The sequence below is a fragment of the Blautia sp. DFI.9.10 genome, from assembly GCF_024461705.1.
Classification (GTDB): Bacteria; Bacillota; Clostridia; order Lachnospirales; family Lachnospiraceae; genus Blautia_A; species Blautia_A fusiformis.
The window spans coordinates 172856-198838 of sequence record NZ_JANGAA010000003.1; the positions used below are offsets into that span (position 1 = coordinate 172856).

The 25983-nt window shown below is 45.8% G+C and carries 22 protein-coding genes; 2 read left to right on the plus strand and 20 right to left on the minus strand.

Annotated elements, in window-relative coordinates:
* Positions 1-116: 116 nt before the first annotated feature.
* The 7 genes from NE671_RS03180 to NE671_RS03210 form a co-directional block, all read right to left on the minus strand.
* A complete protein-coding gene (locus NE671_RS03180) occupies positions 117-941 on the minus strand; it encodes a S8 family peptidase (RefSeq protein ID WP_015525272.1) in 825 nt (274 codons plus the stop codon).
* A 146-nt stretch (positions 942-1087) separates the two neighbouring features.
* Positions 1088-2047 (minus strand): transglutaminase-like domain-containing protein, encoded by a 960-nt coding sequence (locus NE671_RS03185; RefSeq protein ID WP_021653022.1) that lies wholly within the window; start codon positions 2045-2047, stop codon positions 1088-1090.
* 28 nt (positions 2048-2075) lie between these two features.
* Entirely contained in the window at positions 2076-3047 is a 972-nt protein-coding gene (locus NE671_RS03190; protein ID WP_256163670.1) for an SH3 domain-containing protein, read from the minus strand.
* 15 nt (positions 3048-3062) lie between these two features.
* Positions 3063-4460 carry an alginate O-acetyltransferase AlgX-related protein gene (locus NE671_RS03195; protein WP_256163671.1) on the minus strand — a complete coding sequence of 466 codons (1398 nt, stop codon included), beginning with the start codon at positions 4458-4460 and terminating at the stop codon, positions 3063-3065.
* A 15-nt stretch (positions 4461-4475) separates the two neighbouring features.
* Entirely contained in the window at positions 4476-5768 is a 1293-nt protein-coding gene (locus NE671_RS03200; protein WP_330547777.1) for an MBOAT family O-acyltransferase, read from the minus strand.
* Between the two features lie 132 nt (positions 5769-5900).
* Entirely contained in the window at positions 5901-6563 is a 663-nt protein-coding gene (locus NE671_RS03205) for a hypothetical protein (protein WP_129975026.1), read from the minus strand.
* 16 nt (positions 6564-6579) lie between these two features.
* Positions 6580-7410 carry a transglutaminase domain-containing protein gene (locus NE671_RS03210; RefSeq protein WP_161206350.1) on the minus strand — a complete coding sequence of 277 codons (831 nt, stop codon included), beginning with the start codon at positions 7408-7410 and terminating at the stop codon, positions 6580-6582.
* A 140-nt stretch (positions 7411-7550) separates the two neighbouring features.
* On the opposite strand from NE671_RS03210, the gene NE671_RS03215 reads away from it, so the two are divergent.
* Positions 7551-7712: a hypothetical protein gene (locus tag NE671_RS03215; protein WP_015525281.1), complete on the plus strand. Its 162-nt coding sequence runs from the start codon at positions 7551-7553 to the stop codon at positions 7710-7712.
* Between the two features lie 36 nt (positions 7713-7748).
* Here NE671_RS03215 and spoIVA read toward each other — a convergent pair whose 3' ends face one another.
* The 4 genes from spoIVA to NE671_RS03235 form a co-directional block, all read right to left on the minus strand.
* Entirely contained in the window at positions 7749-9218 is a 1470-nt protein-coding gene (gene spoIVA, locus NE671_RS03220) for a stage IV sporulation protein A (RefSeq protein WP_256163672.1), read from the minus strand.
* A gap of 145 nt (positions 9219-9363) precedes the next feature.
* A complete protein-coding gene (locus NE671_RS03225; RefSeq protein ID WP_015525283.1) occupies positions 9364-11061 on the minus strand; it encodes a [FeFe] hydrogenase, group A in 1698 nt (565 codons plus the stop codon).
* Positions 11062-11076: 15 nt separating this feature from the next.
* Positions 11077-12948 carry an NADH-quinone oxidoreductase subunit NuoF gene (locus tag NE671_RS03230; RefSeq protein WP_015525284.1) on the minus strand — a complete coding sequence of 624 codons (1872 nt, stop codon included), beginning with the start codon at positions 12946-12948 and terminating at the stop codon, positions 11077-11079.
* Positions 12945-13424 carry a complex I 24 kDa subunit family protein gene (locus NE671_RS03235; protein WP_015525285.1) on the minus strand — a complete coding sequence of 160 codons (480 nt, stop codon included), beginning with the start codon at positions 13422-13424 and terminating at the stop codon, positions 12945-12947. Before NE671_RS03235 ends, NE671_RS03230 begins: the two co-directional genes overlap by 4 nt.
* A gap of 400 nt (positions 13425-13824) precedes the next feature.
* On the opposite strand from NE671_RS03235, the gene NE671_RS03240 reads away from it, so the two are divergent.
* Positions 13825-15333 (plus strand): 4Fe-4S dicluster domain-containing protein, encoded by a 1509-nt coding sequence (locus NE671_RS03240; RefSeq protein WP_256163673.1) that lies wholly within the window; start codon positions 13825-13827, stop codon positions 15331-15333.
* A gap of 450 nt (positions 15334-15783) precedes the next feature.
* Here the strand turns inward: NE671_RS03240 and NE671_RS03245 are convergent, their stop codons facing one another.
* The 9 genes from NE671_RS03245 to acsD all read right to left on the minus strand — a co-directional run bounded on the left by NE671_RS03245 (position 15784) and on the right by acsD (position 25929).
* Entirely contained in the window at positions 15784-16545 is a 762-nt protein-coding gene (locus tag NE671_RS03245) for a glucosaminidase domain-containing protein (RefSeq protein WP_330608672.1), read from the minus strand.
* A 21-nt stretch (positions 16546-16566) separates the two neighbouring features.
* Positions 16567-17418, minus strand: a complete 852-nt coding sequence (locus tag NE671_RS03250; protein ID WP_015525289.1) for a bifunctional 5,10-methylenetetrahydrofolate dehydrogenase/5,10-methenyltetrahydrofolate cyclohydrolase — start codon at positions 17416-17418, stop codon at positions 16567-16569.
* A 14-nt stretch (positions 17419-17432) separates the two neighbouring features.
* Positions 17433-18062, minus strand: coding sequence for a cyclodeaminase/cyclohydrolase family protein (locus tag NE671_RS03255; protein WP_021651423.1), 630 nt, complete (start codon positions 18060-18062; stop codon positions 17433-17435).
* Between the two features lie 98 nt (positions 18063-18160).
* On the minus strand, positions 18161-19846 hold the full coding sequence (locus NE671_RS03260; protein WP_138277590.1) for a formate--tetrahydrofolate ligase: 1686 nt from the start codon (positions 19844-19846) through the stop codon (positions 18161-18163).
* A gap of 98 nt (positions 19847-19944) precedes the next feature.
* The gene (locus tag NE671_RS03265) at positions 19945-20607 is read right to left on the minus strand and encodes a DUF3786 domain-containing protein (RefSeq protein WP_021650185.1); all 663 of its coding nucleotides are present in this window, start codon (positions 20605-20607) and stop codon (positions 19945-19947) included.
* Between the two features lie 27 nt (positions 20608-20634).
* A complete protein-coding gene (gene acsV, locus NE671_RS03270) occupies positions 20635-22575 on the minus strand; it encodes a corrinoid activation/regeneration protein AcsV (protein ID WP_015525294.1) in 1941 nt (646 codons plus the stop codon).
* A 148-nt stretch (positions 22576-22723) separates the two neighbouring features.
* Positions 22724-23509 carry a carbon monoxide dehydrogenase/acetyl-CoA synthase methytransferase subunit gene (gene acsE, locus NE671_RS03275; RefSeq protein ID WP_015525295.1) on the minus strand — a complete coding sequence of 262 codons (786 nt, stop codon included), beginning with the start codon at positions 23507-23509 and terminating at the stop codon, positions 22724-22726.
* Positions 23510-23619: 110 nt separating this feature from the next.
* Positions 23620-24966, minus strand: coding sequence for an acetyl-CoA decarbonylase/synthase complex subunit gamma (acsC, locus tag NE671_RS03280; protein ID WP_015525296.1), 1347 nt, complete (start codon positions 24964-24966; stop codon positions 23620-23622).
* 21 nt (positions 24967-24987) lie between these two features.
* A complete protein-coding gene (gene acsD, locus NE671_RS03285; RefSeq protein ID WP_015525297.1) occupies positions 24988-25929 on the minus strand; it encodes an acetyl-CoA decarbonylase/synthase complex subunit delta in 942 nt (313 codons plus the stop codon).
* Positions 25930-25983 lie beyond the last annotated feature (54 nt).

Genomic DNA, 25983 nt, shown 5'->3' on the forward strand with positions numbered 1-25983 from the left:
CTCTTTCCTTTAGAATCTTTCTTCAGCACTTTTACTGTACATTGTACTCATATTTTCCGGTTCCGTCAACGCTTTTGTGCTTTACCACACTATGTTTATAAGAATTGTATAATAATTCAGCCTGCCAACAGTTTTTCACAGTTAAATTTCCCCCATCCCTGCTGATTTCTGGGAAGTCCCATATCTTCTGCATTTTCTCTTAACAACATCTTTACCTCTACATTAGAAAGCCGGGGATCTTTTTCCAGAAGGCAGGCGATCCCTCCTGACACCAGAGGCGTCGACATGGAGGTTCCGCTTTTGAGCCCATATGAGTACGGCAGTCCCGGTGCACAGGCAATGACCTGGCTTCCCGGCGCTACCAGATCCGGTTTGCACACACAGTCAAAAGTAGGGCCTCTTCCGGAAACTGCCTTTCTGCCATTCAGCATATCACTGGAGCCTACGGTAATGATCTTCCGGCTGCTTCCCGGTGCTGTTACCGTGCCGGCCCCCGGTCCCTGATTTCCTGCTGCAGCTACCACCACAAATCCCAGATCCCAAAGTTTTTCCACTCCTTCAAGAAGATCTGTCTGTTCCTTATGATCCCGGGATGTTGTTCCCACTGAAATATTAACGATACGGATATGATAAATGCTTCCAAACTCCATGATCCACCGAAATGCCCGCATCACATCCTCCCTGCTTCCGTTCCCGAAACGATCCAGAACCTTCAGAGCAGCGATACTGCAGCCAGGTGCAGCCCCTTTATATTTTCCACCTGATGCAGTTCCGTCCCCTGCAAGGATCCCGCTGACATGAGTCCCATGTCCGTTATCATCATATGGGCTGCGTCTGACTCCTGTAAAATCACGAAACACGGAAATACGGCTGCCAAAATCTATATGAGGAAAAATACCGGTGTCCAGAACCGCCACGCCTATCCCTTTTCCTGTATACATCCTTTTATACCTTTCCAAAGCTCTCCCGTCGGACAGCTGACCTTTCTTTAGCTTATTCTGCGGACATCTTTCCCGCTACTCGTTTTATATAAAAAGACCCCGGGATCTTACATCTGAATCCCCGGGATCTTTGCTGTATATTTTATTTAGTTTCCTCTTCCTGTACGGAAATTAACTGTTTTCTGGATCTGATTGTCCATTCCGTAGCTGTAGCTTCCATAAACACCGGTATGCCAGCCCTTAGCCTGTCCTTCCGGGTCATAATGAAGTCCGTTTATGATCACCCAGCTATGTCTTGTAAAGCCATCTCCGGCTCCATCTCTGGTTCCCGGAACACGACCACATACCACATATGGATCATATCCGATCTCTCTTGCCAGTGCAGCAAATGCACAGGCATAGCCATAACAGTTTCCCTTTCCTGTAGCAAGCGTTCTCCACGCAGTCATTCTCCACCAGTCATTCTGATTTAAATTCGGATAATAGGCAGATGAATAATAGGTATTATTTATCACATAACTCCAGCACGCCTGCAGCTTCTGGCTTTTGGACATTCCACTTCTTGTAATATTTTGGACCACGCCTATACAATGCAGCTTCAGACTGCGCATATCATTTTTTACAGCCTGCCCCTTTCCGTTAAACCGGATTCCCTCCAGAGTACGGTTTTTGTAAAAACGTCCCCAGGAATCCGCATAGTAAAGATTTCTATCCGGAAGGCACAGCCAACCCTTTGAAGGATTTCCATATTTATTTACGTAATAGGAATATTTTCCTACATTTACGATACGTGACGTCTTTCCGTTCAAAAGGCGTCCTGCAGTATCAAACACATAGATCCTGGAACCGATCTTGTTATGGTAAGTTAACGCATAATATTTAGGCCCGAAATAATACCGTTTTCCCTTTACGGTCTTCCATTGGTTTCTGATCTTTCTGCCCTTGGTGTAGTAGTAATATTTTCCTTTTTCTCTGTAGAGACCGGTTTTCTTCTTTACAGTTGCCGTAGTAGTTGCTGCCTGCGTCTCACAGGTTACGGAAACCGTGCAGATCTGCACCGCAAAAAGCATGACCATCGCCATAAAAAACAATTTTAATCTTTTCATACGTATCTTTCCTTATCGTTCATTCTAATCAATACTCTTCGTATCTCACACTTCCGTCAGAATAGGTGATCTCATAGTAGCCATGGCCACTTCCGTCACAGTCATCATAGGCCTGACGGCTAACCTCGGTAGGTTCTGATGCTGCTGCCTCTGCTGCTGCCTGTGCCTCTGCCGCTGCCTGTGCGTCTGCCGCTGCTTGTGCGTCTGCCGCTGCCTGTGCGTCCGCTGCTGCCTGCGCATCTGCCGCTGCCTGTGCGTCTGCTGCCGCCTGTGCCTCTGCTGCCGCTTTTGCCTCTGCCGCTTTTTTCTCTTCAGCTGCTTTCTGCTCTGCTACCAGCTTGTCGATCTCATCTTTATTGGAAGTGAAGTATGTATGTGCCGCATATCCCTTAACACCATCTCCTTCAACCTTCAGCCATCCAGGGCATACACCGGTTACCTTGAACTCGGTTCCAAGAGATGTTACTTTCAGGGATTTTGATTTTGTATCCGCTTTTTCACGGATATTTACATTGGATTTTGCATAGGTAGTGGCAGCTTCTTCCAGCTCAGTCTCCTTCGCATCTTCCAGCGCTTCCTGAGATTTTCCTTTTTCATCCGTGTAGGAAATATAAAGGATCTCATACTCATTATAAAAAACAGGTTCTTTCCAGTCATCCGGTGTCACATTCCGGAAGGTATGCTCTGTACCATCTTTCATGGTGATCACTAGATCCTGACCTGCCGCATCCTTGGAGTCTTTCTTTTTGCTGTCATCCTCTTTTGCATCCTGAAGCTCTGCGGATTTCACCTCAAGTCCGCTCTGATTTTTTACTGTAAGCTCTCCGATCTGAAAATCCTCTGCGGTCTCTTTTTCTTCTGCGGAATCTTTATCGCCAGTTTTCTCTGCGGTTTCCTCCTTTGTCGTTGTCTCGTCTGCAAAAGCAGCTGTCGGTGCCCCCAGACACATCGCTGCGATCAATGCTGCCCCTAAAAGCACCTGTACTGTTTTTTTTCTCATTTCTTATATCCTCCTTTATAGTGGCAGTCCGCCTATTATACGGGCTGAATCTTTGTTGCCTGTAAGAATTTCGATCTGATTTCCGTCTGCTGCAAGAAGTGAACGGTCCAGATATAAGCAAAAACCGCTGCTGTCCGTTTTTCCATCTTCTGTGGAAACATCCATCGGAAATGCTTCATAAATCTTATCATGGTTCAATCTTATATAAATCCTGCTGTCTATATCCAGATATTTTTCTTCAATACAACCTGTGATCTTTTCCAGATTTCCCTGGATCTCGCACTGAACTGCTCCGGCACCGGCAGGAACCGTATCTTCTTCCGTAACATTCACCTGACACTCCGGTCCTTCCATGATCGGCGGTGACTGTGCCATTTCCGGGAGAAAACGCTCTGCCCGTTCCACGATCACAGTATCTGCATTCTTCTCATCCACTTCACTCATCTGGTAAGGTACTCCTCTGGAAAAATACGCACTGGAATAAGCATCTGCCATAAACGGAAGCAGTGCATTACCAAAAGAATCACGGAACATGACCAGACTTCCTTCCTTCACAGGATTTACCGTTGTGATCTTCGGATCAAAATTACTTACCACTTCTCCCACATAGGCAAATGTTGTCTGTCTGTCATAATAAACTTCCTCTTCCGGTGTCGTTGCAAGAGGATACAGCATCTCATCCAGATCTCCTGTGAAATCTGTTTTTATAGTATAGGGTTCCTCCTTATAGGAAACATGCTCCTTTTTCAGAGAAGACAGCAATGTATCCGCCGCAACTGCAGCACCCTTGTTGTTCCAGTGTGAATCTCTTTTGTGATAAAGAACTTCTTTCTCTTCTGAAAGAGTCTCATACAGATCTCCGTAAGAAACCTGCTCCTGCCTGAGATATTTCTGAAGATTAACAAGGTTTTTGTCCGATGATACCTTCAGGCTGTCATAGTACGGCATGTTCTCTCCATAGAGTGAGTTTTTATTAGGTGCCACAGTAAAAAGAAACTGCACACCTTTTTCATTCAATGTCTCCTGCATCATGGCCAATGTATGTGCAATATTAAAAAGGCTTCTCTCGGAAAGAAGCTCCTCTCCAAGATAATCCTCCAGCGAATCCTTATAATAAAGCCAGTTATCGGTTCCCTGGATCACACCATCTGCAGTAGATACTCCGAAAATCTTCCCGTTCAAAAGGGCATTTGCCGTTACCAGCTCATTTCGAAACGCAAAATGTTCCTGAAAATATTCGCCTGCTTCCGGCAGCCAACGGGTATTGATCTCGTTTTCTTTTTTCAGTTCAGGAAACTCAGCCAGTCTTCGGTTTTCAGACGATGCTTCCTGCTTTGTCACCGCCATCCCCAGAGATGGCACAAGACAAGCTGCAAAAAATGCAGTAATATAAAGCACCTGCAATTTTTTCATGTTTTCTGCCTCCTCTTAAAATCGAAAATAGATGAACGGATTATAGGTTCCACCGGCAAGGCTCAATACACAAAGCGCAAAACCAGCCAGACTTAATACATAGGTAAAGCCTTCATACCATTTATACTTTTTCAGCATGCTGTTTACCGGAACTGCTGCGACCAGTGCCGCTGCCAGCGTTACAAGATATACCGGTGTCAGCTGCTGCAGTGTAAGGCTCATTGCGGAAGCCTTCCATCCAAAATCCGTAAACATTTCTCTGATCCAGAAGCATCCCTGCTTCATAGTGTCCGCACGGAAAAACACAAAGCCAACACAAACTACCAGAAGTGCATAGACATGCTGAAAAAAGCTCTTGAGTTTTCCGCCCTTTTTCCCGATAAATGGGATATACTCTTCCAGCATCAGGAAAAAGCCATGATAAATTCCCCAGAACAGAAAATTAAAGGAGGCACCATGCCAGATACCTGTACACACAAAAACGATCATTTTATTGACCACTGTACGGAATTTCCCTCTGCGGTTTCCCCCTAACGGAATATACAGATATTCCTTAAACCATCCTGAAAGAGACATATGCCATCTTCTCCAGAATTCACGGATACTGGCAGAAATATAAGGATAATCAAAATTCTCATGGAAATGAAATCCAAACATCATTCCGAGTCCCAGCGCCATATCACTGTAGCCGCTGAAATCAAAATAGATCTGCAGCATATAGGAAACTGCGCCCAGCCAAGCACCCAGACCGGTGATTCCGGTTGCTGCCGCACCAAAGAGATTATCCGCCACAAGTCCCATTGTATTGGCGATAAGAACCTTTTTGCTCAAACCTGCAATGAAACGCCGGATCCCTTTTCCGATTTCCTCCGGCGTCTGCTTACGATTATTGATCTCCGCCTCCACATCATGATACTTGACGATAGGTCCCGCGATCAGCTGTGGGAAAAATGAGATATACAGAAGCACCTTTCCGAAATTCTTCTGAACCGAAGCATCTCCCCGATAAACATCGATCACGTAGGAAAGTGCCTGAAAAGTAAAAAACGATATTCCGATCGGCATCCGGACCTGCGGAACCGGAATTCCGGCACCGGTAACAGAATTAAATGTCTCCACCAGAAATCCGGAATATTTAAAGATCACAAGAAGACCGAGATTTATCACCACAGCCAATGTCATTGTGAGCTTACGGATCTTCGGACATTCCCCTGTCAGGCGCGCTAAAATATAGTTGCCCGCCGATGAAGCAACCAGTAATATTACATAAATCGGTTCTCCGTATGCATAAAAGACCAGACTTGCCATTACAAGCAAAAAATTTTTGGCCCGCATCCCAGGTAAAAGGAGATGCAGACAAAAAGCAGCCGGAAGAAATACACACAGAAATACCATTGAACTGAAAACCATAATTATATTTATTTATCGGTCTGGCGAATCTTATTTGCTGATCACGTCCAGTACGATTTCCTTCCCTTTTTTGTCTTTGTATGTATTGACCCAGAATCTTGTGTATTCCAACAGATATTCCTGTCCGTCACCATAACAGCCATCTGTCTTTCTGGTACGAAGAGGTCTGCCAAGGGCTTTCCGCAGTGCTGCAGAACTCTTTTCTCTTACAAATGCTTTCCTTAATCTCGAAGATGTTCTGGCATCGTATACACCGGTTTTTGTATTAAAAGCATAAAATCCGGCTCTGGACTGTCCATATGCGGAATAATAAACGCCTTTTACCATCTGTGCATACCGGTTAAATCCATAGTATTTCCCGCCGATCTTTTTTACAAGGAGATAGTTCTCCCCGAAGAATGTTCCACCTTTATAAGCCTTTCCGGTGTTGGAAAAATAGTATCTGTATGTCATTTTTTTGCCGGTAGTCTTATTAGCGACAGTCACGGTTTTCCATGTATTCTTTACTTTTTTTCCCTTCACATAATAGTAGTATTGTCCGCCCTCTTTTTTGAGACCGTTTTTTACCTTGGCTGCCTTGGCTGTAGATGCTGCCTGTACAGTCTGAACCGCAATAAGCGGTTCAGCTGCCGGCATCTGGAGCATCATCAGACAAAGTACTGCTGCCAGGATCTTCTTTGTCCACTTTTTCATGATCTGCTCCTGTTCTTTAGAGAACGATATCTTCTCTTCCTTCAGTTTTATAGTATTTTTTCATGGATGAAGATTTCTGCATATAATATTTAACATCTTTTCTGGATTTGTTTCCTGCTGCATTTGCATCAAATGTATACCAGGTATTTCCAATCTTGATCTCTGTCCATCCATGTGGCTGCCATTTATTTTTATTAAATACATTACTTTTTCCCCAGCATACACGGACCGGAAGTCCTGTTGCACGTTTAGCCTGTACTGCAAAGGCTGATGCAACACCGTAGCAGTTTCCTTTTTTCATTCCCATGGTCAGATATGCAAACATCTGGCTTTTACCTTTTGTAAACTGCAAAGGTTTTCCGTCAAAGCCCTTCATTCTCATATATCCGTATTTTTTGGAATAGTTAAACACTTTCTGAAGAGCCGTTTTTTTCTGCGCAGTTGTAGTCAGACTTGCAGAAATCTTCTGGCTGCGAAGCACTGAATCTGTCATCTTGATCAGTTCTGCATTTGCTTTTTTGGATTTCCCAGTGTATTTTCCGTTGGAAGCAAACTGCATGGTTTTGTAGGTATTTCCGGATTTTACTGTATACCATCCGGTCTTTCTTGCACCATTCGAGCCTAAATAATATGTCGCACCATTGATCTTTTTTAATTTATTGGTAACTTTTTTACCTTTGATGTAGTAATAATACTGACCGCCCTCTTTTTTCCAGCCATTTTTAACAGCTGCTTTTGCGGTTGTTGTGGTTGCTGTTGTTGCCGCCTGCGCACACACTGTGCCAAATGTCAGGCAAAACAGCATTGTGATCATGAGAACAAGCTGTGCGAATCTTCTCTTTTTCATGGTTTCTTTTCCTCCTGTTTTAAAAATCTTCATACCCGGTGATAATTATAGCATTGCTCTGATTTTCTTGCAATATAATGTATAAAATACATTATCTCCTCCAATACTTAACATATCTGAAAAATAAAGGAGGTTTTTCTATGCTTCTCTTTTTTCTTGTATTCTTCGGACTCCAGATCTTTGTTCTTTTCTGCTGTGCCGCTGCAGGAAATGACGCCGCTTCCCAGGAACTATCTGACCAGGAACAGCTTCAGTTTATCGCAGAATGGAAAAAACAACATCAAAAAAAGGACGTCTGCTGAAGAACGTCCTTTTTGCTTTGCAATTCTATTCTCCATTCATATGATGATACACACCAGTCCGCCTTTGCTGTCATTTACGATCTTCTTCATAGTATCCTGAAGCTTCACCTGACTTTCTTCGCTGATCATGGCCAGCTTGTTCCGGATTCCGTCTTCCACCAACTGCTGGATGGATTTTCCGAAAATATTGGTCTCCCAGATACTTTCCCCTCGCTCCGGGCTTTCTCTGATATACTTTATCAGGTCCTCCGCCTGCTGTTCTGTACCAACGATCGGAGCGATCTCCGTTTCGATTCCCGCCCGGATCATATGAATGGACGAACTTTTTGACCGGATCTTTACTCCGAATTTATTTCCCTGACGGATCACCTCAGGTTCCTCAATAGTGATCTCGGAAAGCTCAGGCACCACAACCCCATACCCTGTTCCTTTTACCGCTTCTAGGGCAGCCTGGACTTTTACAAATTGTTCTTTCATACCGGCAAGCTCTTTTATGGTCTGGATCAGTTCATATTCGCTTTCCATGGATATCCCGCTCATTTCACTGAGCATCTGATAATAATAAATGTCTTTTACTGCGATTCGGATACGGACTTTTCCATCGGAAAGACTGACCTGTTCAAGCAATGTATCTTCCACATATGGACTTTCCAGATATACTGATTCTCTACTTACATCACGCACATGAGTAAGTCTGGTCATCTTTTCCCGAATCTCATTTAACAGAGCCGCCTTTATCTCATGTTCCGGAGAAAGCATCTCCACCCATCTGGGAACAAAAAGCTCTATCTCACTGACCGGGAATTCATAAAGGATCTTCTCCAGGATTCTGGTCACATCCTCTTTTCGAAGCTGTTCACAGTTGACTGCCAGAACGGATACTCCAAATTTCTCTTCCAGATGTTTTACAGTTTTTCCGGTTTCCTCACTGTAGGGAGTCTGGGAGTTTACCAGGATCAGAAAGGGTTTTCCCTGGACTTTCAGTTCTTTTATGGTCTGTTCCTCTGCCGGGATAAAATTTTCTCTGGGAATCTCCCCGAAACTTCCGTCTGTTGTGACTACAATCCCAATGGTGGAATGCTGGCTGATCACTTTTTCCGTTCCAATGCGGGCTGCATCATGGAACGGGATTGCTTTTTCCTGCCAGGGAGTTTTGACCATCCGCTCCCTGCCTTCTTCCACATTTCCAGATGCATCCTTTACCAGAAAGCCCACACAGTCAATGAGTTTTACCCGGATTTTCTGGTTTTCCCCTATGGATACTTCCACTGCTTCTTTTGGAATAAATTTGGGTTCTACGGTGGTGATCATTTTTCCGGCACCGCTTAATGGCAGTTCATCCTGAAGTTCTGCTCTTTTTCCCTCGCTGATCGATGGCAGTGCTATCAGCTCCATAAATCTCCGGATGAATGTGGATTTTCCTGTACGGACCGGTCCCACAACCCCTATGTAGATATCCCCGCCCGTCCGCGCCTGGATATCACGGTAAACCTGAAAGTTTTCCATATAAAAAAGCCTCCCTGCATATACTGGCCTGTAAGTTCCGGGAAACGTCTTAAAAAAGACAGTTCCCGCATACCACAGTATATGCCCGGAAGGCTTCTTATATGCTGCTGTTCACCGGGAACAGCAGCCCTTTGTATTCCTCATATCAGTCTTTGATATAGAACTCATTGTGAAGCAGATGATGCTCTTTGCCTTTGAGGAGTCCCTCATAAAGCTCCAGAACCAGTGGGTTCTCATCGGATTTCTTGATGATCATGGTATTGTCTGCATTGTACAGACCTCTTGCTCTGGCTGCCTTGGTCCTGTCACCGGATCTGGTCGGCTGACCACCACCCATGATACATCCACGGCGGCATGCCATAACCTCGATCAGATGATAGTTTGCCTCGCCGTTCTTTACACGTTCCATAACGGTTCTTGCATTTGCAAGGCCACTGGCTACGCATACATTGATATCCATTCCCTTGTACGGTACGGTAAATTCCTTGATTCCCTCTTCACCACGAACACCGCACTCTGCAATCTCATGCATGGCTTCCTTGCTGTGATCCGGGCTCAGTCTTCGAAGAACTGCCTCGGTAACACCACCGGTAACACCGAAGATAACACCACCGCCGGAACCAAATCCAAACGGCATATCGCATGCTTCCGGATCCAGTGTTGCAAAATCAAGACCAAAGTTATCGATCATGCGGAGAAGCTCTGTGGTTGTGATAACGATATCGGTATCCTGCTCGCCATCGGTAAAGCTGTTGGGGCGGATTGCCTCTGCCTTCTTGGCTGTACATGGCATAATGGAAACCATAACGGTCTTCTTGCCTGCTGCATGCTCCGGATCACGGAAGTATTCCTTGATAACCGCAGACATCATTCCCTGTGGGGAACGGCAGGTAGAAATGTTCGGAACATATTCTTTATATTGATCAGTGATAAACTTCACCCATGCAGGACAGCAGGAAGTCAGAAGCGGAAGATTCTCACCCTTCTCCACTCTGTTTAGGAACTCCTTGGTCTCTTCCATGATGGTAAGGTCGGCACTGAATGTGGTATCGTATACTTCGTCAAAGCCCATTCTGTGAAGCGCGTTAACGATTTTACCCATAACACTTCTGCCCTTTGTGAGGCCGTAGTGATCACCAACTGCTACACGGACTGCCGGCGCAATCTGGGCAACCACACGGGTATCCTTGTCCGCAAGTGCATCCCAAACCTCATCCATATGTGTACGGATGGAGATGGCACCTGTCGGACAGTAAACACGGCACTGACCACAGTTTACACACTGTGTCTCAGCAATCTTTTTATTGAATGCAGGCATGACCATGGCCTCTGTTCCACGGAATGCGAATCCAAGAGCTCCGATTCCCTGAAGTTCCTCGCAGGCACGTACACAGTTGCCGCAGAGGATACATTTGTTCGGATCACGGATGATGGACGGTGAACTGTCATCGATCTCGTGCTGTTCTCTTGTATTTTCAAAACGGATATCCCGCACGCCAAGGCGATGTGCCAGCTCCTGCAGGATACATTCGCCGCTCTTTACACAGGTTGTACAGTCACGGCAATGTGCTGCAAGAAGCAGCTCCACGATCAGTTTACGATATTTCTTAATACGACCGGAGTTGGTATAGATAACCATTCCGTCTCTCGGCTGCTCGGAACAGGAGGCAAATGTTTTGCCTCTGTCATCCTCAACTGTACAGAGACGACAGGCACCAAAGGTGGAAACCTCTGAATGATAGCACAGTGTGGGGATATTGATACCGGCATTCCTGATGACTGTCAGGACATTTTTTTCGTCAGTAAATTCTACTTTTCTTCCGTCAATTGTCATTGTACCCATAAGATATCCTCCCTTCTATGCTTCCACATAAATCGCATCAAAGTTACAGTTATCCTTACAGGATCCGCATTTGATACATACGTCGTTGTTGATTACATGTGGATGCTTGATCTTTCCTGAAATCGCACCAGTCGGACAGTTCTTTGCACACTTGCCGCAGCCGATACAGAACTCAGGATTGATATGGAATTGACGGAGCGCCGTGCAGACCTTCGCACGACATTTTTTATCTACGATATGCTCTACATATTCGTCACGGAAACGCTTCAGAGTACTGATGACCGGAAGCGGTGCACTCTTACCGAGTCCGCACAGGGCCATGCTCTGAACCATGTTTGCAAGTTCTTCCAGCTCATCCAGATCGGAAAGCTCACCCTTACCTGCAACGATTCTCTCCAGGATCTCAAGCATACGTTTGGTACCCTCACGGCAGGGAACACATTTACCACAGCTCTCACGCTGTGTAAAGCTCATGAAGAAACGCGCAACCTCTACCATACAGGTATTCTCATCCATAACAACAAGTCCACCGGAACCCATGATGGCATCCAGCTTCTTAACAGAATCAAAATCAAGCGGATGATCGATCTGATCGTCGATCAGACATCCACCGGAAGGACCACCGATCTGTACACCCTTAAATGCAGCACCACTCTTAAGACCACCACCGATGTCATAAATGATATGACGGAGGCTTGTTCCCATTGGAACCTCGATAAGACCGGTGTTCTCAATGGAACCGGTAAGTGAGAAAGTCTTGGTTCCAGGGCTTCCCTCTGTACCGATGGTGTGGAACCAGTCTGCTCCCTGAAGGATAATCTTCGGTACGTTGGCATAAGTCTCTACGTTATTCAGAACCGTAGGTTTACCCCACAGGCCCTGCTCAACCGTTCTCGGAGGTTTTACTCGAGGCATACCTCTGTTGCCTTCGATAGAAGCAGTCAGGGCAGAACCTTCACCACATACGAACGCTCCGGCACCGCGATTGATATGTAAGTGGAAATTAATACCGGAACCAAGGATATTATCACCAAGAAGGCCATAGGACTCTGCCTGTTCAATAGCCATTCGAAGTCTCTGTACAGAAAGAGGATACTCGGCACGCACATAAATATAACCATCTTCTGCACCTACTGCATAGGCAGCGATCACCATACCCTCGATCATCTTGTAAGGATCACCTTCCATTACGGAACCATCCATAAATGCTCCCGGGTCACCTTCATCACCGTTACATACTACATAACGGACTTTTTCCGACTGGCGTGCAACCTGTGACCATTTCTTGCCTGCAGGGAAACCTGCACCGCCACGGCCGCGGAGACCAGACTTCGAGATCTCGTCGATAACACCCTGTGGGGTCATTTCAAAGAACGCCTTCGCCATTGCGGAAAAGCCGCCTACGGAAATATATTCATCAATGGACTCTGCATCGATCTTGCCACAGTTCTCAAGAACGATCCTTGTCTGCTGGTTCAGGAACGGAATGTCACTGGGATGTGGACAGGCCTCATCATTATGACGATAAAACAGACGCTCAACAGGCAGTCCGCAGATCACGGTCTTCTCTACGATCTCGCGACAGTCGTCTACCTGAACATGTACATACTGATAATCATAGGGTTCAATTCTCATAAGAGGACCCAGTTCACATAAGCCCTGGCATCCGGTCTTAACGATTCCTACATGAGGAACATCCTTCTGCATCTCAACCGCAACACCCTCGATTCCCTCACAGAGTCTTGACATTTCTTCATAAATCTTCTGAGCACCGGAAGCAATACATCCGGTACCGGAACAGACGAGAACACGGCAGGTATAGCCATCAAGATTCTTCTTAACCTCAGCCTGTTTGTTTTTCAGATCTTCCATACTGGTTATACTCATACGCTCTCACCTCTCAATTCATTTAAAAGCTCAACAGCCTTCTCAGGAGTCATCTTCGGGTGAACTTCATCATTTACAGTCAGTGTCGGTGCAAGTCCGCAGGCACCAAGACAGGAAACTGTCTCAACGGTAAACATCATATCATCTGTAGTATGCTTCTTATGACTCAGTCCAAGTTCCTTCAGCATTGCTTCCTTTACAGGCATGGACTTACGTACATGACAGGCAGTACCGTCACATACCTTGATGATGTACTTGCCCTTCGGCTCAAAGGAAAAGTTTTCATAGAAAGTAGCTACACTGTACGCCTTCGCTTCTTTTACACCAATCTGTTCCGCAACATAAGTAAGAAGCTCTCCCGGAAGATAACGGTACTCAGCCTGAATATCCTGCATGATCGGAATCAGTGATGCAGCTTTCCGGCCGTAGTGCTCGATGATCTCGTCCGTTTTTCTGTAATACGTCTGGTCTAACATTCGGTTCCCTCCTTGTTTCTCATAGATTTTCCACTTGATCAACCTGTTCCACTACAGGTTAATGCTTTAACACTCTGTCAGTGCCGCGCATTTATGCAAATCATTATTTTGCACTATTTCATGCTTTCAATTATAACTTATATCGTCATTTTTCACAAGCAGTTTTTTTGCTTTTTTCAGAATATATCGAAATGTTTACAACGGCTTACTGATTTTGTATCTATTTTCCATAAAATATGTTCAATTTTTAACAGTCTTGATAATAAAGATACAAATCTGCTCTTTGTTTCTGCCCCAAAACATTAAAGCCGGTTATTGATTTTATTTCTCAATTACTTTAAGATAGATAAAAAGTGCGTGGAAAACATTTAATTAATTTATTTTGTAAAGGAGAACATCTATGCGAAATCTTGACACACCAGTAAAACAGATCCGGCGAAAGATTTTTACCGAAATTGCTAAGATCGGATTTGAATCCACGGACGAATCAATGATCCATGATATCGAATCCATTCCCTACAATATTGTAGAGGAACGCGCGAAATACCGCGAAAGCATCTATCGTGAAAGAGCTGTTGCAAGCGAACGTGTCCGTCTGGCCATGGGACTTTCCCTCCGCCCGGAAAATCGTTCCGTCCACCTTACCGATGGCGTGAAGGCCAGCAACATTGACGAGAAATATTATGAACCACCTCTTATGCAGGTGATCCCTTCCGCATGTTCCGCATGCGAATCCAACAAATACGAAGTCAGCAACATGTGCCGCGGCTGTGTCGCACATCCCTGTTTACTCACCTGCCCCAAAGGCGCCATTTCCATGGTAAACGGAAAATCCTTCATCGACCAGGACAAATGTATCCATTGCGGAAGATGCAAAGCTGTCTGTCCTTACGATGCCATCGCCCATAAAGAACGCCCCTGCGAACGTGCCTGCGGTGTAAAAGCCATCGAGAGCGATGAACAGGGACGCGCCTCCATCAACCAGGATAAATGCGTATCCTGCGGCATGTGCATGGTCAGCTGTCCATTCGGAGCTATCTCCGACAAATCCCAGATCTTCCAGCTGTCCCACGCCCTTCGAGAAGGAACTGAGATCATTGCAGAAATCGCCCCCGCCTACATCAATCAGTTCGGCGAAGACGTCACCCCGGGCCAATTCCGCTCCGCTCTCAAACAGCTGGGCTTCTCAAACATTTATGAGGTAGCACTGGGCGCAGACATCGGCTGCATCTCTGAAGCACACCACTACGCCAAAGAAGTAGCAACCGGCCACCTCCCGTTCCTCCTCACCTCCTGCTGCCCATCCTGGTCCGTCATGGCAAAGAAATACTTCCCGGCTATGATCGACAACATCTCCCAGGAGCTGACCCCGATGGTGGCAACTGCCCGGATCGTAAAAAAAGAGCACCCCCATGCGAAAGTAGTCTTCATCGGACCATGCGCCTCCAAAAAACTGGAAGCCATGCGACATTCCGTAAGAAGTGATGTAGACTTCGTGATCACCTTCGAGGAACTCTGGGGCCTGTTCGACGCCAAAAGCATCACCCCATCCACCTGCGAAGAGCTCCCGGAAGAAACCCAGGCCGCAACCGCAGCAGGACGAGGCTACGCCATTGCAGGCGGCGTAGCCGGAGCCATCGAAAACTGTCTGAAGGAATACTATCCCGATGTACCAGTCCACATCGAACACGCAGAAAGCCTTGCCGAATGCAAAAAAGTCCTCACTCTGGCAAAGGCCGGCAAGATCAAAAACTGCATGATCGAAGGAATGGCCTGCCCCGGAGGCTGCATCGGAGGCGCCGGAACCAACGCCGGCTTCGCAAAAACCTCCAAGGCCCTCAAAAAATACGTAGACGGCTCAGAACCAAAACTCCCCTCACAGGAACTGGAAAACCTGGAGTTGAACTAACTACCTCAAAATATTCCACTATATAATTCCCCAAATATTTCAATTTGAATAAAAAACGGAGATGCAACCTAGATGATTAAAAATCAAGGTTACATCTCCATTTTTCATCAACCAGGACAGGGCAAAGCCCGCCTCCGTCCCTCATCCACATCCTATCGTTTAGCCAGACAACTTACCCCAACCAACGCACAGGCCCGGAAGGGAGTGCGGTACTGTCTGCGGACGACTCTGCAGGAGGTGTGCTGGATCTTAGGCGGCGGGACTTCTGCGTTATTTTTCAAAAGCCAGCTGTCTGAGCGGCAAAAAGCCGCGAGTTCTGGCTTTTGGAAAATGGTTTTAGCAGAATCCCGGCGCCTTAGATCCAGCCGCCGACGAAGCCCGGCCGCGGACAGTACCGCACTCCCTTCCGGGCCGTCCCGTTCGCCACTACCGTCCCGTTCGCCACCACCACTACTTCTCCACCGTCTCCGTACTCTCCGGCCAGGTATACTCCTCCCCCTTCAACTCCGCCAGAAGACTCCTAAGCTTATATCCATAACTTCTCCCGGCGGCCCATCCGCCACCATAAGGATTCTCCTGGATCCCAAGCCACTCCACATAAGGCGCACTCTCACGGGAAACATACTGGAACCGATTATCCACACAAGCCTGGTTCAGCTCCTCCGAAGAAGCATAAGCCTTCAGATGCTGCACCTGCGCCCGGATCCCGGTCCTTACATCCGGAAAAGAATTTCCGGCAACGCCTCCACCTGTAGTTCCAAGCCCGGAAAAATTAAACTGCCCCGCGCTGGCATCCCCGCCAAACTGGAGCCATCCGGTCTCAAGCATGGCCTGCTCATAAACAACTTCCCCACGGACACCCTCTGCATCCGCTTCCTCTATCACAATCGTGCAAAACGTATCAATATCCGGTGCACCACCCTCTGTCAGGATATCCGAAGGATACTCCACATTCTGCGCCTCATACTGCGCCACCATATCCTCCACATCCACTGTGGTACACCCCATGATCGTATAATATCCATAAGTATTATCTGTGGAATCATCCACAAAACCATCTGCATTATTCTCTCCGGATGACTGCGGCTTCGAGATCTGCCCCTCCATGGAATGATCCACATCCTCTGCCAAAACACCTGCAGGCGTTCCGAACACCAGAACGCCTGCAAGCACCATCATCCGTAAACAAAAACGATTTCGGAATCTGTACATATATAAATAATCAATCCTTTATTACTGCGCTTTTCTCATTGCAGCTTCAACTACATGACCTACAAGAACAGAAGTTGTAACACTTCCAACTCCACCAGGAACCGGTGTAATCGCATCAACGATCGGCTCAACTGCCGCATAATCAACATCACCGCAAAGTTTACCCTCAGCGTTTACATTGATACCAACATCGATGATTGTCTGTCCCTCTCTGACATAATCAGCACCAACAACACCAGCACGGCCAGCTGCAACGATAACAATGTCAGCCTCTTTTGCAACGGATGGCATATCAACGGTTCTTGTGTGGCAGATAGTAACTGTCGCATTTTTCTTAACAAGCATCATTGCAGCTGGTTTACCAACTACAAGGCTTCTTCCGATCACAACAGCTTTTTTGCCTGTGCAGTCGATTCCGTAATGATCCAGGATCTCCATGCATGCCTGTGGTGTACATGGCGGGAATCCGATCTTTTTGCCTGTGAATACACCGGACATGGAAAGATCTGTCATACAGTCAACGTCTTTTTCTGCTGCAAGAGCATTCTCGATCACTGCCTGATCCAGATGTTTCGGAAGCGGACGGAACAGAAGAACTCCATGGATCTTGTCATCTTTGTTTACTTTATCGATGGTTGCAAGAAGCTCATCCTGGGAAACATCCTCCGGAAGAAGGATTTTCTCACATGCAACACCAAGAGTCTCACAGCGCTTTGTAGCACCTCTCTCATAGGAAATATCGCTTGGATTCTCACCAACACGGATAATGCAAAGTGTAGGATCTACACCTTTTGCCTGAAGCTCTGCAACGTTCGCTTTGATCTTTTCATTGAGAGCCGCTGTTACTTCTTTACCTAATAACTGCTTTGCCATTTGTCTGGTTCCTCCTATTTCAGTCTTCCGAGAACACTGTCAAATGTCTCGTCTGCGATCTTTGTATATTTCTCAAGCATAGCGTCTGCTTTTTTGTTTAATTCCTCTGCATACGCACGGTCAGCCATAGATTTTGTGTTAATGTACACATTCAGGCTTGCTCCCTTAAGAGCTGCTTTGCAGAATGCAGCACCTACACCAGCATCACTGATTGCAAGCTTAGAACCTTTTGCTCCGAACTCAACGATAAGTTCAATAGCCTCGCAGCATTTCTCCATGATCTCCATAGGAACAGAGCATGCTTCCTTGAGGGCAGCTTCCATTACTCGAGCCTTCTCAGCCTTCTCTTCTTCTGTCTCTCTCGGCATTCCGTAAGCCTTGGAAAGAGGCTCAAAAACTTCCGCATCTCTCTCGATCAGATGAAGGAAATCTTTCTGAAGCTGATCACATTTCTTTTTCAGCTCCCACATTTCATCTTCTACATCTGCATATTTTTTCTTACCGACAGTAAGGCTTCCAACCATATTTCCAAGAGCTGTACCAACAGCAGCTACAAGGGCAGATGCACCGCCGCCGCCTGGAACCGGTGCCTTGGAGCTTAATACCTCGACAAATTCAGTACATGTACTGGTAGAAAATCCCATAGGACTCTCCTCCTTATATTCTTATTTTAGCACTCTTTAGAGCCCATTGGGGGCTTTATAAAAAGCCCCCTCCGGTTGTTTTTGATCTTATGTTCCGATTAGAAGAGACCTGTGATCTTACCTGTCTCATCTACATCGATCTTGGTTGCTGCCGGAACTTTCGGGAGACCTGGCATAGTCATGATCTCACCTGTCAGAGCAACGATGAATCCTGCACCTGCGGAAATCTTCAGGTTACGTACTGTTACCTCAAAGTCTGTCGGTGCACCAAGTTTTGTCTGATCATCAGTCAGACTGTACTGTGTCTTAGCAACACAGATCGGGCAGTTGCCAAATCCAAGTGTTTCCAGCTGTTTTGCCTGTTTCTGAGCATTTGCTGTAAGAACAACTTTCTTACCACCGTAAACTTTCTGTACGATGTTATTCAGTTTATCCTCGATGGATCCCTCAAGCTCATAAGCATATGTGAAGTCATTCGGCTCCTCAACAAGACGGATTACTTCCTCAGCAAGCTTCATGCCGCCTTCGCCGCCTTTTGCCCATACCTCGGAAAGTGCAACGTTAACGCCAAGCTCTTTACATTTTGCCTCAACCAGGTCAAGCTCTGCCTTGGTATCGGTCGGGAATGCATTGATAGCAACTACACATGGAAGTTTGTATACATTCTTGATATTGCTTACATGTTTCAGAAGGTTTGGAAGACCTTTCTCAAGAGCCTCAAGGTTCTCGTTGTTCAGATCTGCCTTCGGAACACCACCGTTGTATTTCAGTGCACGAACAGTAGCTACGATAACAACTGCGCTTGGATGAAGGCCTGCCATACGACACTTGATGTCAAGGAATTTCTCTGCACCAAGGTCAGCACCGAATCCAGCCTCTGTGATAGCATAATCTGCAAGTTTCATAGCCATCTTTGTAGCTGTTACGGAGTTACATCCATGAGCGATGTTTGCGAATGGTCCGCCGTGTACGATTGCAGGAACATGCTCCAGTGTCTGTACAAGGTTTGGTTTCAGGGCATCTTTCAGAAGTGCTGTCATAGCACCCTCTGCATGAAGATCACCAGCTGTTACCGGTTTCTGCTCGGAAACTTTACCATAGGTATATCCGATGATGATTCTGGAAAGTCTCTCTTTCAGGTCTTTGATGTCACTTGCGAGGCAAAGAACTGCCATGATCTCAGATGCAACTGTGATGTCGTATCCGTCTTCACGAGGCATACCGTTTGTTCTTCCGCCAAGACCATCTACTACATTACGAAGCTGACGGTCGTTCATGTCCACGCAACGTCTCCATGTGATCTTTCTCGGGTCAATGTTCAGGTCATTGCCCTGGAAGATATGGTTGTCGATCATTGCTGCAAGAAGGTTGTTTGCCGCACCGATCGCATGGAAGTCACCGGTAAAGTGAAGGTTGATATCCTCCATCGGAACTACCTGTGCATAACCGCCGCCTGCTGCACCACCTTTTACACCGAATACCGGTCCGAGGGATGGCTCACGAAGAGCTACCATTACTTTTTTGCCCATTTTCTGCATTGCATCTGCAAGACCAACGGTTGTTGTTGTTTTTCCCTCTCCTGCAGGTGTCGGGTTGATAGCTGTTACGAGGATCAGCTTACCATCTTTCTTGTCACTCTCTTTTAACAGATTGTAATCAATTTTTGCTTTGTACTTACCGTACTGCTCCAGATATTTGTCATCAATACCTGCCTTCTCTGCAATCTGTGTAATTGGAAGCATTTCGCACTCCTGTGCAATTTCGATGTCACTTTTGAATCCCATAATGTTACCTCCCTTTAGGTATTTTTACAGTTTTTAATCCCTTAAAACTGCATTTCTATAAAAACAGGTCCCATCCTGTTCTTAACTATTTTTCATTTTTAAAGACATTTCAGAAATGCCTTTAAAGACCCAATGATAACGTCTCCCATAACGGCCATATCCTCAGCCGCAAAGGAAACCGGAAAATTATCGGAAAACAAGATCTGCGAAGACGGCGGGAACTCATCATCGCCCTCCCAGAGGATCATCTGAACTACATATCCCGGAAAGATCTCCACCTGGTATGCAATATCTCCATGATCCACGGGAACCGCATGGATGTGTTCCATGATCTCCTTGAAATCCTTAAGTCTGTTTCCGTATGTGAAAGCCAGGCGTTTGATGCACCTGCCATCAAACTGACGGAGATAAACCTCTCCCCAGGGCATTTCCCTGTATGTTTTAAACCTTCCGCTTCCCTGAGATACATTCCCGTTCAGCAGAAAACGGATAGCTAGGATCTTTGCATAATGCATTTCCTCAAGAGGATAAAATCCCGCATCATCTTCCTCATGAGTTATCTGAAAATCCGGCCAGGAAATATAATAAACGCTTCCCAGGAATTTCAGAGTCAGTTCTTTCTTCTCTTCGTCATAAGGAAGCGAAAGACGTCCGGCAATTTCTGCCGGGTCTGCCTTAGCGAACTCCTCTGTATAATGCTCCCAAGGCATTCTTTCTTTGCTGTCTTTTTCATAATTCAAGTCATTTATACTAAAAGCCATGTTTTACCTCTGCTGTTTTAGTCTGCTTTATCTCTTCTGCTGTTCTTCCATAACAGACGGAAACAGATTTGTGTCCGTATGCGGAATAAAGCATGCACCTACAAACTCATCCATATAGGTAGGAACTGTAGAAAGCTCCAGGTAAGTCATATTGGAAGCCAGTTCATAGGTTTTCTTCTCTGCTGATGTGGAATGAAGCATCAGATAAGCACCTGTAAGAGAAGAGTTTCCAATGTAATGGAACTTCTCAAGAGGAATATCCGGGAACATTCCGATATGCACTGCATTGGCCATATTGATTCCGCTTCCGATTCCACCGGCAACATATACATCGTCGATCATGGAAACATCGAAGTCAAGAGAATTCAACATGGTACGGATTGCTGAGAAAATAGCGCCTTTGGCACGAATAAAGTTATCAATATCTACTTCTGTGATCTCAACATCCTTGGCAGAACCGGCTTCCTCTTCAAACGCGATCACATAGCTTCCCATACCATAATGATCGTGACGGATTCTTTTGCCTTCACGGACAAATTTTCCCTTCGGATTGATGATTCCTGTCATAAAAAGTTCACTGATCACATCAATGATACCGGAACCGCAAAGTCCTACCGGTTTGGTTCCAGGTTCACCTACAACCTTATATGTCGGCTCCATAGTTTCTTTATCAATGGTACATGCCTCAATAGCACCGTCTGTAGCACGCATACCACAGCTGATATCTCCACCCTCAAAGGCAGGACCTGCGGAACATGCACAGCTCATCATAAAATCGGAATTACCGAATACAAGCTCTCCGTTAGTACCAAGGTCGATAAACAGAGAAAATTCCGGTCTGTTCCAGATCATACTTACCAGTGTACCGGCAGTGATATCTCCACCTACATAGCTTCCGATATTCGGAGCCATGATAATATGTGCATCCGGATTGATCTCAATTCCCACATCCGATGCAAACAAGGAATTTGTTTTGAAAAACGTAGGAATATACGGTTCCATACGAAGCGGATCCGCATTGATCCCTGCAAACAGATGATTCATGGTTGTATTAGAAGCAACACACATCCGGTAGATCTGTTTCTCCGGGAAATGAATGCTTCTGCACATCTCATGGATCATCGGGTTAATGGTCTCTTTGATCACCGCGTCCTGAAGTTTCTTCTTTCCGCCAGGTTTCTGAGATTCGATGATACGGTTGATAACATCCGCACCAAAACGGATCTGTCCGTTTCCGGAAGAACTCTTGGCCAGGATCTCTCCTGTTTCCATATTGATCAGGACTGCCGAAACGGTTGTGGTACCGATATCTACAGCAAGACCACCGATCACAACATCTTTCTTACTGTCAAAAATATCATAAACATACATGTCATTTGGTGCTGTACGAACCACGCACTTCACAGAAAATTTACTCTCACGAAGTACATCTGGAAGCTTCTTAAGCACCGCATACGGAATTCTGACACGCTTCAGGTTCATAAACTTCTGAAGTGCACGGGTCAGTCTTTCATTATCCGGCATGGTATCATCCAGTGATGGAATATCCATCTGAAGTTCCACAACATCAAGACTGTTTGTAAGTTCTATGCCAGCCATCTCAACTTCATGCTTGGCATTTTCAAAAATAGCGATTTCTTCTTTTGAGCTCAAATCAGCCACTTTCATTCGGCTCTTATATGCGGATGCAATATCCGGAACAAGAACCTCCACATCTGCACTGATCTTGCTCATACAGGCCAGACGCCAGCCTGCGCCATATTCTTCATCCGAAATATGAAGAGTTTTCTTTGAGTCCAGTTCTCCGCTTTTTAACTGTACCCGACATTTTCCACAGGCTCCGTTTCCGGAACATGGTGCATCGATAGCCACATTGGCACTACGAGCAACCTCCAGTAAATTATCCCCCGCATTGGCAAATGCTTCTACCGTACTGCCATTTTCAAAAGCAAAAGTCACCTTAAACATTCGGCAACCACCTTTCTCGCCTCGTAAAAGTTATTCGTCTTCCACCTGTGGCGTTGGGAGTTAGACTAAACTATATTAGTAAAAAAGAGGCTGAAGGCCGAAGCCCCCAGCCTCTGAAACAGCGCTCCTGTTTTGTTCACACGCCAAATTAGATCTCAAGGTAAGAATCTGCGTAAAGTGTGTTACCCTTGAATACGTCACAGGATTTGATTGTCTCCATAAGACGAAGGTCGTTAGGGTTAACGATTGCAGATGTAAGACCATTCATCATAGCCATAGCTACAAGAGCAGAGTCCATGATCGGACGGATATGTTTTGGCATACCGTTACTGTTGTTGGAAAGACCGCCAGTGGAGTTCAGACCCATCTCGGAGAACATCTTGATTGCCTCAAGAACTTCCATCTGTTTGTCCTGCATTCCTTTTACAACAAGGAAAAGCGGATCAAACCAGAGATCCTCTGCTTCCATACCAAGGCCAAGACCTCTCTCAAGCATGTTCTGGCAGTGCATCATACGCTCGTCATTGTCTGATGCAACCATACCGGAAGAGCAAAGTGCGATACAGATCGCATCGTTAGCTGCTGCAAGGTCGATATTGGAAATTCTGTCTCCAGCATCTGCAGAGTTTACGATCGGTTTACCTTTGCTTCTGTTGTATACGGAAATACCAGCCTCAATAGCTTTCTGGTTTGTAGTATCCAGAGCAAGCGGAACATTGTCAAACTCAGACTGAAGGAGCTGTACTGCCCATTTCATAAGGTCCTCGCCATCGTTCTCAGCAGGTCCGATATTTACGTCAAGATATGTAGCGCCTGCATCAAGCTGCTGTTTTGCTCTTTTGATGATCGGCTCAGGATCTCTCTCAGTAAATGCTTTATTTACTGCCGGTGCTGTTGTTGAAAGTCTCTCCCCAATTGTTACAAATTTTGCCATACTCGTGTTCTCCTTTACATATTAGTAGGATATGGCTGTGTAGCAAACCTGCACAGCCGTTTATAACTGCCGGCGATATTGCCGGACAGCTGATTTCTTAAACCTTAAGTTTATGCATCAAGGTCTTTTAAGAATTTCACAAGCTGTACTGCTTCTCTTGGTCCTACGATGATCTCCCATCCAGGAAGCTTAGCCTCAAGATCGCCCTTAAGAACTGCTACTTTACCAGGAATAACCAGTCTTCTGCATTTAACCTTCGGCTCAACATTCTCTTTGATATACTCGGAGATGCTGTTTCCGGAGAATTTACCTGCTGCCCAGGATGTAAGTACGGAAAGTCCGCCTGCATCATTGATCACCAGGTTAAGCGGAACACCGGAACGCTCCAGCTCGCCAGATACTACGAAATATGTAAGAGCAAAGTCTACTGTTGTTACAACGAGAGAATTCTCGTCTGCTCCGTTCAGAGGATAAATGCCCGGTTCTACCTTCATTGGCTTCTGCGGGTCTGTAAATACGTTCTGACGAAGACCGAACAGCGGAAGTGCCTCTGCATATGTCATCTGCTCCATAACGATGATAGAACCATATTTCATAGTAAACATGGAAGCAAGTGCTGCCTGTAAATGTTTGTCACCCTTCGCAAGTTTAACAAGGTTAACGATAGAAGGATAACCAAATGTTCTGTCCTGATTCTTAAGAGCTGCACGACGAACCTGTACAGTATTTGCAAAGGTCTCTTTGATGTCAGCTCCTGTTGTATCAAGTACAAGATTCTTGTTGCCAAGTTTCTCAATAGCTGCTGTAGTATCATATAACTCATTGATGTCCTTACCGGATACACCGAGAACTACGCCTGCATCTGTAGCAACCTTGCTCATTGCCTCGTAGTTGGAAGCGTTTGCTCCGTTAAGAACCGGTTTGCCGTCCTTACATACTTCAAGGGCAGCTTTTGCGATCTCAGGATCTGTACAGCCAAGGATCAGTGTTCTTCCAAGACCTTTAGCCTTCTCTACAAGTGCTGTAAATTTTGCAGCATCTGCATTCTCATCGCAGTTTACATACACAAGCTCTACATGCATTCTCTCACCGATACGATCATAGTCAACGTGTGGGATCTCTGCAAGTTTTGCTTCTACTTCTTCATCACTCATGCATGTGCAAAGTGATACGGCATATCTTGTTTTGCTTACAAATGTCTTCTCATGTCTGAAAAGAACAGTCTCTCCACCAAGTGTAAACTCTCCATCGCCTGTTCCGATCTTGATAGTTTTCATTGGCGGTGCAGTTGCCTCAGAAAGAGATGCTAATGCATCCTCGGACATATGAGGACACTGCTCAATTTTCATAGCGCCCTGTGCAACTTTCATAGAGAAAGCCATACATGTAGGGCATCCACATTCCTTACAGTTTTTCTTTGGTGTTAATTTAAAGATCTGAATACCATTCAGTGCCATAGCTCTTTATCCTCCTATTTATTACGCAAGTGCTTTGATCAGCTTGGAAATTGTCTTAACAGATTCCGGATGTCTTAAGATAACTGCATCAGAACCAGCTGCAAGATCAGCTGCTGCTGTCTCAACTTCCATGTCGATTCCACGCTCGTCCTGTGGTCCCCATGCCGGCATGTCTGCTTCAGAAGCCATTGCCTCTTTAACATTCCATGTCTCAGCGGATACAGGTGTAATAATAGGCATCTGCAGCATGTTATCATTCTGGCCTAAAGCGGCACCTTTGATACGGTCCATAGTAGATACTACGTACTCATATCCATAACCAACTGCTGCACTACCGATATTCATAACGATCTTCTTAGCATCTACACCAAGCTGTGTAGTAACAACGTTAAGCTGTTTAGCAAGGTTGATATCAACGGCAGACTCAGCGCCTACGATCTGATTGTAAGCAAGACCTGCTGCTGCACCGATCGCTTTGTAGTTCTCCTCTTTCTCGGAAAGGATCAGTGCATTTCTGCCCTGAAGAGCCTCTGCAACCTTCGGAAGGAGCTCTGCATCCTTCTCAACATTCTTGCAGCCCTCTACAACCAGTGGACAGTCAACTGCATCTGCAACTTCTTTAACAACTGCGATCAGCTCATCGATAGATTTGTTAACACCGTTCGGGTCGCCGCCCTCAAGAATAAGTGCAACAAAGTCAGCACCCTCCATAGCTGCAGCTTTCTTAGCAATGTCAGCCATTGTAGTAGCGCCTTCATAGTAAGCTTTGATACCTTCAGATACGCCCTCAAGACCCATATCAGAGATCTCTACACCGATCTTCGGGCAGTTCTCTGACTCTGCGTCAAAGGAATAAAATGGGAATGTACAATCCCCACCAATTGTCACAGTCTTATCTCCGCTTCCGATTGTGACAGCATTAATCTTTGCATTGAACTTTTGTGGTTTCTGATTAAACGGCATTTTTCGTTAGCCTCCTTAAAAATAATAATTAAAAAACTACAGAGCTTCTTATAT